This window comes from Bacillus sp. TH17 (assembly GCF_016651125.1).
GTDB classification, from domain to species: Bacteria; Bacillota; Bacilli; order Bacillales; family Bacillaceae_G; genus Bacillus_A; species Bacillus_A mycoides.
Map to the genome: position 1 here is coordinate 38359 of NZ_JAEKEN010000003.1, position 16489 is coordinate 54847.

A 16489-nucleotide genomic window follows, 5' to 3' on the forward strand; every position below is an offset into this window, starting at 1 on the left:
AATATAAGGGGGCACTTAACTTTTTTAACCCCTTATATTAGATTATTAATTAGACATTATCTTTTATTTAATTACTCTAGTGTCAGTCGAAAGTGTTTTAAACTCAACTGGGACATTTTTCGTCTCTAGTTTTACTGGATTTCTAGAATCAGTAATGTCTGTAAGAGTTCTAGTTAGACGTGTTCCAAACTCAGTGCTAAACTGGCCAATACCTGTAGTCTTAATTCCAAATCTATCGTTCCCTACAGCTGAATCTCTTATGACTTGTTCAAATCCTTGCTTATCGGCTGCAAGTCCTTGTACTGAATATAAAAGCTGTGGTGACATCGGCTGATTATTATAAAAATAAGTAACATCACCGTAGAGATTTGCATCAATTTTATTTTTTCCTGAAACCTTAACTTTTTCAAACACATATTCAACTTTATATTTTTTTCCAGCAGGAACTGGAACTTCTATTGAAGGAACAGTAAATTTTCTTTTCTCCTTTGTTTCATGAGTGTCTGAAGTAGACATGTTATATTCAACACTAAAACTTTGTGAAGCTGAAACCATCAATACCGAAAAACTTGCGTTATAATTATATCCAAATTTCCATCCGCTTGTATTAGTTGTACTAGTCGTTTCTTCAAACTCATGTTCATACCCAGTGCTAGGCATATTTACTGTATGTCCTAAATTATTTTCTAAAATATCTGACGAAACAGTTAATACTTGTGAATTTTCAACCATAGAACCATCGATAAGATTTCCCTTTAATTCAATATCTTTTATAGTATGACTTCTGTACTCTTGCCCCCCCCAAGCAGCACTCTGCGCCATTTTCTTAACTCTCTCGTCAATATCCTGATATGCACTGTTCCTGCTACTTACATCTGCTTTTGCGGGTGCGGATCCAAAAATTAATCCCATACTCATAGTTGTTGCTACCAATGAAAACATTAATTTTCTCATGAATTTCCCCCTTATTTCTATTTTATATAACTTCAATTACAATACTAGCCATTGTAACATTTTTACGCAATTTACTATGAAAAGCCCCATTTCTCAGACTCACTGACTACATTTTTTACATTTTATAATAGAATTAACTATAGAAAACAATCAATCGTTTCAATAATTAGAAATAAACAAATTTTTAGAATCTAATTTCTGTATTATTTTTCATTATTTAGACACAAATAAGGATTCTAAAATTAAGCAATATGTTCTAATTGGGGTCATTATACATGCCATCAACTTAAGAAATTGGTAGTTCCCCAAAACGAAGAAAAATTCCGTTTTGGGGACACTCAAAATATTAGCTTGATAGGCATGTGGCGAGACCCCATATAAATCTAAAAATAAAGAATGACTGTTAAAACAGTCATTCTTTATTTTTAAGATTTAAGTATGAAAAAGTGTTCCTTGTAAAGCTTTTACATAGCGATCAGCAGATCTTTGAACAGCTTCATTTGCATCCTCGATTATTACTCTATGAAATGCATTATACAAACGATTAAAAGGTAAGTCTTTAATCTTATCTACCATTTCTTTTACTTTATCAGCTGGTAACGGAATCAAATTTGGATAACTATACATAAAACTTACCCACTGATGATCTGCAACGACTTGAATGATATCACCTGTCAGAAGAAGACCCTTTTTATCACTGCCATCTTTCCAATGTAAAATAGCTCCACCTTTAAAATGTCCTCCCAAAAGATAAATTGTGATCTCATCAGTTAATACCAAAGATTCTCCCGACCAGAAAATAATTTGTTTACTTGAACGATTTACCCACTCTTTATCATCTTCATGAATATAAATTGGAACATTAAATGTTTCTGCCCATTCTACTTGTGTAGAATAATAGTGAGGGTGGGAAAGTACAATTGCTTGTATACCTCCCAATTTATGTATCTCTTGTATTGTATTTTCATCTAAATAAGTAATACAATCCCACAAAACTTTAAAATTTTGACTTTGTATTAAATAAGCTGTCTGCCCAATTGCAAATTCAGGTTTTGTAGTAATGCTATATAAACCAGTTTCTTCTTTTAAAATTTCATTTTTATATAATTTACTTTTTTACATTTATTTAATATCGATTTATCATAATTTATATAATGTAGAATGGAATCGAAATGCTATTAGGTAGCCCACATAGATATAGGTTCTATAGGGGCGCTTTATTTGTATAGAATTACCATGGATTTTCAATTATTTTGTTTTTCAAATTTAGTTAAAGCTTGTTACAATAACAAAGAATACACATGGGTACATTAGATTATGAAGAGGGGAAATGAACAAAATGAAATCAACAGGGATAAATCGAAAAGTAGATGAATTAGGGCGTGTGGTAATCCCAAAAGAACTTAGAAATACGTTAGGTATTAAAGAAAAATCACCATTAGAGATCTTTGTGGAAGACGAAAACATTGTCTTACAGAAATATCAACCTGGTGGCGTTTGCGCCATAACAGGAGAAATTTCAAAAGATAACATATCTCTAGCGAACGGAAAGATTACATTAAGTCCAGAAGGTGCAGAGCTATTAATAAAACAAGTACAACAGTACATTGCAAAGTAATTGGCTCCTTAATAGGGGCTTTTTCATTTTAATGTAATAACTTTATTTATAATAATTAGAATAAATAAATAAATAAGACAACAAGTAATTAGTCTACATTTATATTTTTTTACATTTGTTGTTTCCTGTTCAAGAATTCTTATGTTAATAAATATGGATATGAAATAAAGTCACGATATTTATAAGAAAGATGCGATGCTATATCTTTTCAATTAAAGGATTCTAAATGTATTTTGATTAAAATTTTTTATAAAAATTGAACATCCAGTCACAAAGAAAGACTCTATTTTGATCAAATTTTTTTCAAAATGGAGTCTTTTTGTGTAACACAGAATGTGGATTTGTAAAAGGTTATTAATCATGCTTTATTCCAAAGCTACATTAAGGTTTTTTTGCTATAGTGGATACTTTTTTTGTATCCACTATTTTTAAAATTGGATTTTCCGCTAAATTGGATAATAATTCATATTTTTTAAAATTTTCTCGTACTGTATATATTCCTGCCTCGTATTGAGTTCATGACTGTTTTTCAATGTTGATAAAGCACTCTCGATTAAAAATCCCCTCGGATTTCCTTTATTATACATAATTTCTTCTTGGATAAAATGCAACAGACTTAAATAGGTAGTGATTCTCTGTTCTTTAACATTTAATGTCTTCTCAATTGTTTTTTTTAAGTTTAGCGTAGCAATTGAGAATTCAGTATTAAAAAAGTCATTGTAACTTGATTGAGGTAATAATTCATTTATGTGATCGGGTGTAAATAGTTGAATGTTTTTTTTGCTAATATCTTCTAAAATGGTAATTACTCGATCCATGCAATACGTAACAATCTGCTTTGTTGTAATTGTTTCATTCCAGACATTATTCGTATGAAGGATATTCTGCATAATACCAGTGAAAATAACTGCACAATCCATTAAATAAATTGCTTTATCCTCGGGGAAAATACTTAAGAATCGTCTATATACCCAATTTAAAAATAGATATTTAGACTGTTTTATGAATGTAATCAACTCTGGATCATTAGATACAATCACGTCTTCGATTAATTGCATCAATTTATTTTTTTTATTAAGCTCCATTATAAGAATAACTTGTTCTATATAGACAGTGATATCTGTATAATCTTCTCCAATGAGTAGTTTATCCCGTTCTATTTCTATCTCTTCTAGAATGGAACTAAATACAGTTTTAAACAGTTCGCCTTTGGAAGAAAAATAATTATAAAAAGAACCCTTTGAAATCCCACTATGATTTAAAATATCTTGAATAGATGTAGCATGATATCCTTTTTCAATAAATAATTCATGTGCCTTATCTATAACATATTTTTTTTTCTTATTCATTATCTGCACTCCTTTATAAGTTATGCTTCCATATTTATAATAAGATTATAACAAAAATATACCATCTGTACAATTTTGTACAGATGGTATATTTTTTGTTGATAATAGACCGCTAATGATGTATCATAGGTTTCATTAAACCGAAAGTATATAAATGTACACAAAGTACAAAAATGAAGGGAGTGTATATACATGTCCGAAAAACAATCAAAAACTTCTTTTGGATTATTGTTTATATTAATGACTGGGGCATTCGTTGCTTTATTAAGTAACACTTTACTTAACATAGCTCTACCAGCTATTATGAAGGATTTTGATGTGAGTGCTTCAACCGTACAATGGTTGTCGACGGGATACATGTTAATCAATGGGATTTTAATCCCGACAACTGCATTTTTAATCAAAAAATATACAGCTAGACGTCTATTCTTAACCGCTATGGGATTATTTACAGTTGGTACATTAATCGGTGGATTTGCACCAAGCTTTCCAATATTATTATCTGCTCGTATGATTCAAGCTTCAGGAGCAGCACTTATTATGCCGCTACTAATGAACGTATTATACACAACATTTCCACCCGAAAAACGTGGTTCTGCGATGGGAATGTTTGGTTTAGTAATGATTTTCGCACCAGCTATTGGGCCAACATTATCTGGATGGGTTATTCAACATTATGATTGGCCAATTTTATTCTTAATGATGGTACCAATTATGTTCTTAGTCTGGATTTTAGGTTACTTTAAATTACAGGATTATAAAGAAAAAACTAATGATACCATTGATGTTTTATCCGTCGTGTTATCTGCGTTAGCCTTTGGTGGTATTTTATATGGATTTAGTTCTGCTGGTAACAGTGGCTGGGATTCGCCAAATGTTTATTTAACAATTGTCATAGGATTGGCATCATTAGTAGGGTTAATTGTCCGTCAATTTAGGCTTGATGAGCCAATGCTTGATTTTAGGGTATATAAATATCCAATGTTCGCTCTATCATCAGTCATTTCTGTCGCGTTAAATATGGCAATGTTCTCTGCCATGTTGTTGTTACCGATTTATCTACAAAACATTCGTGGCATTTCGGCTATGGATTCTGGTTTACTCATGTTACCAGGAGCGTTAATTATGGGGATTATGATGCCGATTACAGGGAAATTATTTGATAAGTTTGGGCCGAAAATGTTGGCATTTATTGGCTTAGCTATCGTGATTGTTACCACATTCTTATTTAGTCAGCTAACAGGTTCAACAGGGTATACGCATTTAGTCGTCTTATATGCAGCACGTATGCTCGGTATTTCAATGGTTATGATGCCGATTATGACGAACGGTTTAAATCAATTACCACCAAAATTCACACCACATGGTACAGCAATGAATAGTACGATTCAACAAGTATCTGGAGCAATTGGTGGCAGCCTACTTGTTACAATTATGTCTAATCGTACGGCGATACATGTAGAAGAAATGATGACGGATACTATGGGCAAGCTAACAAGTGCACCTACAGGTGATGCTTTATTAAAAATACAGCAGCATATTTCTATGGAAGCCACTATTTCAGGAATCAATGATGCATTTTTAGTCTCAGCTGTTATTGCTGGTTTTGCATTTATTCTCTCATTTTTCCTTAAGCGGACAACAGTTCCAATTTCGGATCAATCAGATGTGCTGAATGAAAAAATAAGTTAGTCGATTCAAAGATGATTCTCTTTTTTACCAAAAAGAATGTAAACCAGAAAGGATAGAAAGATTCTCTGGTTTACATTCTTCTATATCTATGTGAAAGTTTGTCAAACTTGTTTCTTTCGTTAATATATTAAAATTCTAGATGAAATGAAAATAAAATTTGAGATAGCTGATATCATTTCTATGAATGCTGGTAAACAAATCATTTTAGAGAAACACGAACAAGGAATTAAGAAAATGGAAATGAAACTGAAAAAGCTTGGGAAAGAAGACGTGTAGAAGTTTGTAGAGCTTTCAAAGCGTTTGTTCTTATAATCATATATAAAATCCCTTATAGGATTCGGAAAAATGGGCAGTTTTCATGCGTATTGCTAAGTTTGTAGTTCAGCACTGGACTGCATAATAATTTTTCGAATATCTTACACTATAAGGTAAAAGGGGAATCGATATGTTGAAAATATTTAAGTATTTAAAAAAGAATGAATGGATACTTGTTCTATTAAGTATAGCATTCATTACAGTACAGGTTTGGCTTGATTTAAAGCTACCGGACTATATGGCTGAAATCACGACATTAATCCAAATGGAGGGTACGAACTTTTCTCAAATTATTGGACCTGGAGCATATATGCTACTCTGTGCAGTAGGAAGTATGGTTACTGCTGTTATTGTAGGATACTTTGCTGCTAAGGTCGCGGCGGGATTATCCAAACGTCTACGTGGATTAGTTTTTGATAAAACTTTATCTTTTTCACTTGAAGAAATTAATCGTTTTTCAATAGCAAGCTTGATTACTCGTTCAACTAATGATGTAACTCAAATCCAATTTATTGTGGCAATGGGATTACAGGTAATTGTAAAAGCACCAATTTTAGCTGTTTGGGCAATCATGAAAATTTCAGGGAAGAGCTGGCAATTGACAACAGCTACAGGTATAGCAGTTGTAGTTTTATGTATGATGTTAGCTGTGATTATTCTATTTGCGCTACCAAAGTTCAAAATCATCCAAACGCTTACTGATAATTTAAACCGTGTAACTCGTGAAAACTTAACTGGGATGCGGGTTGTACGTGCTTATAACGCTAAGAGTTATGAAGAAAATAAATTCGAAAAGGCTAATATTGAATTAACCAAAACAAATCTTTTTACTAATCGTTTAATGGCAATTATTGGACCAGGGATGACTGTAATTATGTCTGGTTTAAGTGTTGCGATTTATTGGATTGGTGCTTATTTAATTAACGAAGCACAGATGATAGATCGAATTACAGTTTTCTCGGATATAGTTGTTTTCTCATCGTATGCCATGCAAGTTGTAATGGCTTTTATGATGGTAAGTATGATTTTCATTATGTTACCTCGTGCTACGGTATCAGCAAAACGTATTATGGAAGTACTTGAAACAGAAGCAAAAATTAAAGATGGCACAGTTACAGAAGGAAAACCAGGTATTGTGGGAGAGATTGAGTTCCGCAATGTTAGCTTTAAATATCCAGATTCAGAGAACCATATTCTTCGTAATATTAGCTTTACTGCAAAAAAAGGAGAAACGGTAGCTTTTATTGGATCTACGGGGAGTGGAAAAACAAGTTTGGTAAATTTAATTCCTCGTTTCAATGATGTTTCTGAAGGTGAAGTATTGGTTGATGGTATAAATGTAAAGAATTACAGACAAGAAACTCTACACGATAAAATTGGCTACGTTTCACAATCGTCTGTGTTATTCAGTGGTACTGTAACTTCGAACGTTTCCTATGGAGAATCAGGACATATGCATTCGTCACTAAATGCTGTCAAAGAAGCATTGGAAATTGCACAAGGGAAAGAATTCGTGGAAAAACTTGAAGGACAATATGAAGGGCAGATATCACAAGGTGGTACAAACGTATCTGGGGGACAAAAACAGCGTATATCGATTGCTCGTGCAATTTATCGAAAACCTGAAATATATATATTCGATGACTCGTTTTCGGCATTAGACTACAAAACAGACAGGGTTCTACGTTCTGCTTTAAGAAAAGAAACGAAGGATGCCACTACCTTAATTGTTGCACAGCGCATCGGAACAATTAAAGATGCAGACCGCATTATTGTTCTTGAAGAGGGAGAAGTAGTTGGGAATGGAACACATGAACAATTAATGGATAACTGCGAGACGTATCAAGAGATTGCATATTCTCAGCTTTCGAAGGAGGAATTGACTGATGGCCAAAAATGATTATACCATTGGAGATCATGAAAAAAACTCAAAAAATGAGAGACAGATGGGCGGAGGGCATAGTCCAATGGGTGGCAGGGCCCAAGGACAAAAAGTAAACAATTTCAAAAAAACGATTCAACAGCTGATTTCCTACTGTAAGTCTTATGTACCCATTGTTATTTTCGCCTTAATATTAGCTTTTGTGGGTTCTGCATTTAATGTATATGGCCCAGAAAAATTAAGTGAAATGACCGACATTATCCAAGAAGGGATTAGGGGTGACATTGATTTAGGTGCAATCAAAAATATTGGAATCATTTTAGTGGTTCTCTACGGATTAGGTTTGGTATTTAATTATATACAAGGGTTTATAATGGCAACGGTAACACAAAAAATCACAAAAAAAATGCGTACAGAATTATCGCAAAAAATGAATCGAATCCCTTTAAGTTACTTTGATAAAACGAGTTATGGAAATATATTAAGCCGTGTAACAAATGATGTTGATACAATTGGCCAAACGCTAAATAACAGCCTAGGACAATTAGTAACGGCAATCGCAACTTTTGTTGGCGCATTGATAATGATGTTCTATACCAACTGGATTATGGCTATAACAGGAATTGTTGCATCCTTAATTGGATTTATTCTAATGACATTGATTATGAAGCGTTCTCAAAAATACTTCGTACAGCAGCAGGCTGAACTTGGGGAAATCAATGGACATATTGAAGAAATGTATGCAGGTCACCATATCGTAAAAGCATATAACGGCGAAAAGGAAGCAAAAGAATTATTCCATACAATCAATGATCGTCTTTTTGATAATGCTTGGAAATCACAGTTTATGTCTGGGATTATGATGCCTATCATGCAATTTATCGGGAACTTTGGGTATGTAGCAGTTTGTATTGTTGGTGCATTACTTGTGACAAATGGTGTAATTACAATTGGAACAATCGTTGCCTTTATGGTCTATATTCGTTTGTTCACACAGCCTTTATCACAATTAGCACAAGCTGCAACGAATCTGCAATCTACAGCAGCAGCAAGTGAACGCGTATTTGAATTTTTAGCAGAAGAAGAATTGTCAGATGAAAGTGAAAAAACAATGAGATTAGACAATGTCAAAGGGGATGTGGAATTTAATCATGTTAAATTTGGCTATGATAAAGATCGTCTAATCATAAAAGACTTCTCTGCTAAAGTGAATGCAGGACAAAAAGTAGCTATCGTAGGTCCAACGGGCGCTGGAAAAACGACATTAGTCAATTTATTAATGCGATTCTATGAACTCAACAGTGGAGAAATTACTATTGATGGTGTTCCTATAAATCAATTAACTCGTGAATATGTGCATGATCTATTCTGTATGGTACTTCAGGACACATGGCTATTCGAAGGGACGATTCGCGACAATATTGTCTATTCCAAGGAAAATGTTTCAGATGAAGAAATCATAGCAACATGTAAAGCAGTTGGGCTGCATAATACGATTAAAAACTTATCTAAAGGTTATGATACCTTATTAAATGATAAAGCGAATTTATCAGCTGGACAAAAACAATTAATTACGATTGCCCGTGCGATGATTGAAAATGCCCCATTATTAATTCTAGATGAGGCTACAAGCTCAGTTGATACACGTACGGAATTATTAATTCAAAAAGCAATGGATCGTTTAACAGTTGGGAAAACATCTTTTGTCATTGCACACCGTCTTTCGACTATAAAAAATGCTGACTTGATCTTAGTGATGAAAGAGGGAGACATTTTAGAAACTGGAAACCATGAGGAATTACTAGCTAAAGGTGGATTCTATGCGGATCTGTATAATAGTCAATTTGAATCAGTCTCTTAAGTATTAATTACTAACTTCTTTCTCAGGATCCTTGTGGCTAAAAGCTGGTGAATGAAGTACGAAGGTATAGTAGGTAGGGCTAGAAATAGATATTGACTCTTTCCAGACCATAAAATTAATTTACTGGATGAGGTTGGTTGAACAAAGACAAGTTTTGAGATTATTGCTGATGTAATTTAAATACCTTATGTTTGGCATACTATTCGGTTGTGTCATAGGTCAAAAAATTTAGCAAATAAAAGTAAGCTCCATTAAATTAAAAATGGAGCTTACTTTTATTTATACATTAAATCTTAAAAGTGTCAGGTGCCACATTTTTCGGATGGATATCATCTTCATTCAGTACTCCATGCATCTAGAAGTCCAAAAATTGATTCAATTCCTAATAAATTTTGGTTAAATGATTATGACAACGTGTCATATTTTCCCTTTGACGTATGACACGTTGTCATGTAATATGGATTTATACCCAGTTGTGACACGTTGTCATATGTTGGTTGGATTGGAGGGGAATAGTATTCTTAAACAAGGATTTGTTGATTTATCAGTATTTTGATTACAGATATTTTTCTCATTTTATTAGAAGAATATCTCAAGCGGAAAAAAAGAGTTTTTCTAAATTATAAAAAAATCAACTTTATTAGGAGGAGCATAAATGAAATTATTAGAAGTAAAAAATATTAATAAATCATATACCATATATAAAAAAGAAAAGTCAACGATCCTCCATGATATAAATTTAACCTTTAATAAGGGGGAGTTCGTGTCTATACTTGGTGAATCAGGATGTGGAAAATCAACATTAATGAATATCATTGGCGGTATGGACTCTGACTTTAATGGAGAGGTCCTTGTAGAAGGAAAGAACCTAAAGACTATGAAGGAATATGAACTTGATGATTATAGAAAAAATAAAATTGGATTTGTTTTTCAAAGCTTCAATTTAATTCCTCACTTAAGTGTGTTAGAGAACGTAACGATTGCGATGCAAATGGCAAGTAAAAGCGAAAAAGAACGAAATGAAAGGGCGAAAGAACTTTTAGCTGAAGTTGGCTTAAAAGAACATATGATGAAAAAGCCAAATCAACTTTCTGGGGGGCAAAAACAACGTGTAGCAATCGCACGCGCATTAGCAAACGAACCAGACATTCTCTTGGCTGATGAGCCAACAGGCGCTTTGGATAAAGAAACAAGTCAACAAATACTAGAACTATTAGATAACATTGCAAAGAAAGGAAGGCTTGTAATTACTGTAACTCACTCTCAAAAGGTTGCCGATTCTGGTAGTAGGATTGTGAAAATCGATGACGGTAGAATTATTGAAGATATACATTTGAAGGAAAGTTATCCATCTAACAAAAAAACGAAACAAGTGAAATCCAAAAGTCTGAGCCTAACTTCTTCACTCAAACTTGCGTTAAAAAATATGAAGTTGAATGCAAAAAGAAATATACTAGTTGCTTTAGGTGGTTCCATCGGTATATTAAGTGTTATTTTGATGTTGTCTTTAGGTAGCGGTGTTACAAAGTATATGAATGATGAAATCAACTCCAGCATGAACCCTTTAATGGTTGAAATTACAAAAGGGAAAGAAGATAAGGCCGACAATTCCATGTCCATGCTAGCGGCAAAAGATCCTTTAAAGGAAGAAGATATTGAAAAAATTAAAAATATTGAACACGTTAAGAGTATAGAAAAAGTAACATCTTTTGACATGAAAAGTAGTGCATTATATGGAGATAAGCGTTCAGATATTATGAAATTTTCAACAATGACCGATTCTGTAAAGAAAGAAATTTTAGAAAAAGGAAATCTTCCTAGCAAAAATGAAGTTCTTTTAACACCGGCACTAGCTAAATCATTAAGCAATGGAGAAGACTACAATTCATTAATTGGCAAAGAAATAAGTGTCTATGTGAACGAAATAGGACAGGGCAATAAACCTGTTACTATCGAGAATAAATTAAAAGTATCCGGTGTATATAAAGCTGAAAATATGGGGCCGCAAGGGATAACTATGGCATATGTACAATATGAAACATTAGAGAAAACATATGCAGAGCAGGGGTTGACTTTAAGCCCTACTCAAATCAATGCTTTTGCTGAAAAACAACAACAGGTAGAAGGAATTAAAACCGAATTAGACAAATATGGATTTGAAAGTTCCCAAATGGCTGAAATGCTAAAACAAGTTACATCTTATTTAGATATGGCAACTGCACTTCTAGCAGGAATTTCGGGAATCTCTCTAATTGTTTCAGGTATTATGATTTTAGTCGTTTTATATATCAGTGTAGTTGAAAGAACAAAAGAAATCGGAATATTGCGTGCTGTAGGAGCGAGAAAGAAAGATATAAAACGAATTTTCTTCTCAGAATCCGCTTTGCTTGGTTTATTTAGTGGTTTAATAGCTGTAACAGGTGCCAGTGTAATTAGTTTAATTGGGAATAGCCTGTTATCAAATAGCTTTGGTGCAGAGCTGATCAATCTAACAGCTCAAAATATGTTTTTAGGTATAGCGGTAAGTATAATTGTAAGTGTAATAGCTGGAATTATGCCAGCATCCAAAGCTGCAAAGTTGGATCCAATGGAATCACTGAGGTTTGAATAGAATAGTGATTTGTATCTAAGGTTAACACAAATCTAATTTGTGTTAACCTTAGGATAATGAAGAGTATTCATTAACAGGACTTAAATGAAATTTTTCGCTTTATAGAATATTAATAATGAAAAAGACCCATATTTATAAACGGGGATGACATATTGTCATTCGTATGATCGGAGGAAAAAATGCCCAAACAAACATTTTTTAATTTAGCAGGTGAAAAGAAAGAAGCATTAATTCAGGCAGCAATGAAAGAATTTTCAAGAGTTTCTTTATTTGAAGCATCAATTTCCAACATCATCAAAGATGCTGGAATACCTAGGGGAAGTTTTTATCAATACTTTGAGAATAAAGAAGATGTTTTCTTCTTTTTATTAGATGAATATTCCAAAAAGAACAATGAAAAATTTATTTCGATATTAAAAGAAAAGAATGGTGATTTATTTGACGCTCATATTGAATTATACCAATATATGCTAACAAAATTTCAGAACCTAGAAAATCGAAAATTTTTTAGAAATGCCTTTTTGAATATGAATTATAAAGTTGAAAATACATTGATCCGAAATGTGAACGAGGAAAACAATAAAAGTCGATTATCAGAAATCATGGTGTTAATAAATAAAGAAAAATTGAACATTGTAGAAGAACGAGAAATATTTCATATCATGAAGATTGTCATGGCGGTGACATTTCAAAATCTTATTCAAAATTTCGCAAAGGAAATACCTTTCGATGAATCAGTGAAAAACTATGCTTTAGAACTTTCTTTGCTTAAAAAAGGGCTTTATAAAGGTTCGAATAAATGAAAGTTTTAGAAGTCAAAGAAATGAGGAAGCTCCAAATGGAAGATATGAAAAAATGGGGTCAGTTCTTATTACCTTATAAGTTTGCCTTGGACGAAATGAAAACAAAAATCAATATTATAGCTGAGGAAGCAAAATATTTAAATAATCACAATCAAATTGAACATATTAAGATACGACTCAAGTCTTTAGAAAGTATTCAATCAAAACTTGATCGAAAGAAAATTAGTCCTTCCCTGTTAAATACGAAAGAACATTTGTATGATATTGCTGGGATGAGAATTATTTGTTCTTTTGTAAGCGATATCTATGATATCTATTCACAATTATCTAACCGAAATGATATCAAAATTGTACAAGTGAAAGATTATATTACAAACCCAAAATCAAATGGATATCAAAGTTTACATGTAGTTGTTCAAATTCCTGTGACACTATCCAAAAATGTAGAGAAGGTTTATGTTGAAATTCAGCTTCGCACCTTAGCGATGGATTTTTGGGCTAGCCTAGAACATAAAATTTATTATAAGTATGATAAAAAAATCCCTTTCTATCTTGAAAAAGAACTTAAAGAGGCAGCAGAAACGGTAAAATCTTTGGATGAAAAAATGAAGGATATCCATAAAAAAGTAAATGATTTAAATTGTTAAACAATAATATGAGAGCAAGGAAAAAGAAAATTTATTAAGGGGGATGCATACGTTTGGCTGACACCGCACAAATAAAAGTAAAACATCACAGATTACCCATGCTTCAAATTATTAAGCGAACTATAGCTATAATCATTGGAGCGCTATTAATGGCCACAGGACTTGAGATTTTCTTAATTCCTAATCAAGTTATTGATGGAGGCATTACCGGAATTTCGATTATGCTTTCTCACCTCACAGGATTAAATTTAGGTGTGTTCCTATTTTTATTAAACCTTCCTTTTGTTTTTATGGGGCATAAACAAATTGGAAAAACATTTGCGTTTTCTACTATTTTTGGGATATTAACTTTATCAATTTTGACTACACTTTTTCACCCAATTCCAGCATTTACAGATGATATTCTTCTTGCTACTATTTTTGGTGGTATGGCACTTGGTGTTGGGGTTGGTCTAGTCATTAGATATGGAGGGGCATTAGATGGTACAGAAATTCTCGCAATTCTCGTTAATAAGAAAATCCCTTTTTCTGTAGGAGAAATTGTTATGTTTTTTAATGTTTTTATTTTAGGAGCCGCAGGATTTGTATTCAGTTGGGATCGAGCAATGTATTCCATTTTAGCTTATGTCATTGCATCGAAGGCAATTGATACCGTAGTTAATGGTTTTGAACAATCGAAATCTGTATGGATTATCAGTGAACAGCAAGAAGAACTTGGCGAAGCAATTAATTCACAATTAGGTCGTGGAGTCACATATCTTCACGGCGAAGGTGCTTATACGGGGGATAATAAAAAGGTTATTTTTTGCATTATTAACCGACTTGAAGAGGCTAAATTAAAATCTTTAATTGAAGAACTAGACCCAGCTGCTTTCTTAGCTGTAGCAGATATTACAGAAGTACGTGGAGGCCGATTTAAAAAACGAGATATACACTAGTGGTAAAAATATTACAGAATATGGAGGTTGCTATCTAAATTGGTTTAGGTGTTCCTCAATTGTTTGTAGCTAATATATAAAGATATGTTTCAGCGGTAAAATAAAAAATATCCCTTACCATACATCTCTAGATGACTCATTTATAATATATTTAATAATTTTCTCTCTGAAAATAATAATTACGCTTTAATATTTAATTAAGATAATTATAAATTAAGATATACAAATGAGGAGTGTTTATTATGTCAAAAGTACTTTTTATTAATTTCCCCGGAGAAGGTCATGTGAATCCGACAATTGGAATTGTAAGTGAGTTGATACAACGAGGCGAAAAAGTTGTTTATTATTGTATTGAAGATTATAGAGATAAAATTGAAAAGACAGGTGCCGAATTTCGAACATATGAAAACTTTCGGCCAAAAACAGATATCAATAAGGATGTTAAACAAAAAGTTAATCAGTTAGATATGTTATCTAACATGATCTCTGTCATGGATAGACTAGTAAAAGATATTTTATCCGAAATCGAAGGTGAACAATTTGATTATGTAATTTATGACCATCATTTTGCGGCGGGATATATTATAGCATCCGCTTTACAATTACCAAAGATTTCTTCATGTACAACATTTGCTTTTAATGATTCGATTTCGTTATTCGGAATCGATAATTCTAAATATTTAGATGAAAAATCTCCTTTAAATAAAAACTGTATAGACATTATTAACAAATGGAAAGAACAATACGGAGTCACGTACGATAGCTTCCGTGACGTAATAAACCATCCGGGAGATATTACAATTGTATATACTTCGAAGGAGTATCAACCGTATGCAAATGAATTTGATGATTCTTTTATATTTGTTGGGCCTTCTATCACACCGCGTCATGATGTGGAAGATTTTCCTATAGAAGATTTAAAAGGTAAAAAAGTGATTTTCATTTCCATGGGAACTATTCTCAATCAACAAACAACTTTATATGAAAAATGCTTTGAAGCCTTTAAAGACACACCTGCAACAATTGTATTGGCAATTGGTAAAAAAACAGATATAGAACAATTTAAAAATGTTCCTCCTAATTTTATTCTATATAAATATGTTCCACAATTAGAAGTATTACAGCATACAGATGTATTCATTACACATGGAGGAATGAATAGTTCGAGTGAAGCATTATATTACGGGGTACCATTAGTTGTAATACCTATTTCAGCGGATCAACCCTTAGTTGCTAAAAGAGTAACTGAATTAGGAGCGGGTGTTCATTTAGACAAAACGAGCTTAACTCCAGAAATATTACGAGAAGAGACAGAAGCAGTACTATATAGAAAAGAATTCAAAGGAAATAGTTGTAAAATTAGGGATTCTTTCCGAGCGGCAGGTGGATATAAAAAAGCAGTGGATGAAATTCTGCACGTGCTTTCAAAATCAAACTATAATAATGAATAATGAAACAAATCTAATGAATTGTATAAACTATAAGAGGTCCAGCCACATCGCCATCAACTTAAGAATTTTATAAAACCCCATCGCTATCAAGCTAAGATTTTGAAGTACCCCCGAAATGAAAATTTTCTTTCTCTACATTAGTTACTTTGAGAAGTCAGCTCTTTTTTCGTTTTGGGGTGATTAGTTACAACTGTTTAGAAGTTTTTATACCAAAGTATAATGTGTTAATATTTCGACATTTTAAAGAGTTTAATACGTTTTTTATAATAAACGTATTAAACTCTTTCTTTTTCTCATACATTCATTTGAATATTCTTCTTATCAAGTGAATTAAAATATATCCATTTTCTTATATAAATGAGTATATT

The 16489-nt window shown here is 32.5% G+C and carries 12 protein-coding genes and 1 pseudogene; 10 read left to right on the plus strand and 3 right to left on the minus strand.

Translation table 11 applies throughout. From position 1 onward, the window contains the following. Positions 1–63 precede the first annotated feature (63 nt). Complete coding sequence (locus JFT95_RS26965) at positions 64–954, minus strand: ETX/MTX2 family pore-forming toxin (RefSeq protein ID WP_201053744.1); 891 nt, start codon at positions 952–954, stop codon at positions 64–66. Between the two features lie 432 nt (positions 955–1386). Beyond that, a pseudogene (locus JFT95_RS26970) lies at positions 1387–2067 on the minus strand (MBL fold metallo-hydrolase); the annotation flags it as partial. A gap of 226 nt (positions 2068–2293) precedes the next feature. Between JFT95_RS26970 and JFT95_RS26975 the strand changes: the two are divergent. Next, complete coding sequence (locus JFT95_RS26975; protein ID WP_201054001.1) at positions 2294–2572, plus strand: AbrB/MazE/SpoVT family DNA-binding domain-containing protein; 279 nt, start codon at positions 2294–2296, stop codon at positions 2570–2572. 446 nt (positions 2573–3018) lie between these two features. Here the strand turns inward: JFT95_RS26975 and JFT95_RS26980 are convergent, their stop codons facing one another. After that, positions 3019–3921: a TetR/AcrR family transcriptional regulator gene (locus JFT95_RS26980; protein ID WP_201053746.1), complete on the minus strand. Its 903-nt coding sequence runs from the start codon at positions 3919–3921 to the stop codon at positions 3019–3021. Positions 3922–4113: 192 nt separating this feature from the next. Between JFT95_RS26980 and JFT95_RS26985 the strand changes: the two genes are divergently transcribed. The 9 genes from JFT95_RS26985 to JFT95_RS27020 all read left to right on the plus strand — a co-directional run bounded on the left by JFT95_RS26985 (position 4114) and on the right by JFT95_RS27020 (position 16121). Then, positions 4114–5613 (plus strand): DHA2 family efflux MFS transporter permease subunit, encoded by a 1500-nt coding sequence (locus tag JFT95_RS26985; RefSeq protein WP_201053748.1) that lies wholly within the window; start codon positions 4114–4116, stop codon positions 5611–5613. A 144-nt stretch (positions 5614–5757) separates the two neighbouring features. Next, a complete protein-coding gene (locus JFT95_RS29930; protein ID WP_269719582.1) occupies positions 5758–5889 on the plus strand; it encodes a hypothetical protein in 132 nt (43 codons plus the stop codon). Positions 5890–6058: 169 nt separating this feature from the next. Further along, positions 6059–7828, plus strand: a complete 1770-nt coding sequence (locus JFT95_RS26990; protein ID WP_201053751.1) for an ABC transporter ATP-binding protein — start codon at positions 6059–6061, stop codon at positions 7826–7828. Beyond that, the gene (locus JFT95_RS26995) at positions 7815–9671 is read left to right on the plus strand and encodes an ABC transporter ATP-binding protein (RefSeq protein WP_201053754.1); all 1857 of its coding nucleotides are present in this window, start codon (positions 7815–7817) and stop codon (positions 9669–9671) included. Before JFT95_RS26990 ends, JFT95_RS26995 begins: the two co-directional genes overlap by 14 nt. A gap of 655 nt (positions 9672–10326) precedes the next feature. Then, complete coding sequence (locus tag JFT95_RS27000) at positions 10327–12282, plus strand: ABC transporter ATP-binding protein/permease (protein ID WP_201053756.1); 1956 nt, start codon at positions 10327–10329, stop codon at positions 12280–12282. 179 nt (positions 12283–12461) lie between these two features. Next, complete coding sequence (locus tag JFT95_RS27005; protein ID WP_201053758.1) at positions 12462–13085, plus strand: TetR/AcrR family transcriptional regulator; 624 nt, start codon at positions 12462–12464, stop codon at positions 13083–13085. A gap of 35 nt (positions 13086–13120) precedes the next feature. After that, entirely contained in the window at positions 13121–13732 is a 612-nt protein-coding gene (locus JFT95_RS27010) for a GTP pyrophosphokinase (protein ID WP_113937321.1), read from the plus strand. A 98-nt stretch (positions 13733–13830) separates the two neighbouring features. Then, positions 13831–14670 (plus strand): YitT family protein, encoded by an 840-nt coding sequence (locus tag JFT95_RS27015; RefSeq protein WP_201055298.1) that lies wholly within the window; start codon positions 13831–13833, stop codon positions 14668–14670. A 242-nt stretch (positions 14671–14912) separates the two neighbouring features. Next, on the plus strand, positions 14913–16121 hold the full coding sequence (locus JFT95_RS27020; RefSeq protein ID WP_201053759.1) for a macrolide family glycosyltransferase: 1209 nt from the start codon (positions 14913–14915) through the stop codon (positions 16119–16121). The last annotated feature ends 368 nt before the right edge of the window (positions 16122–16489 follow it).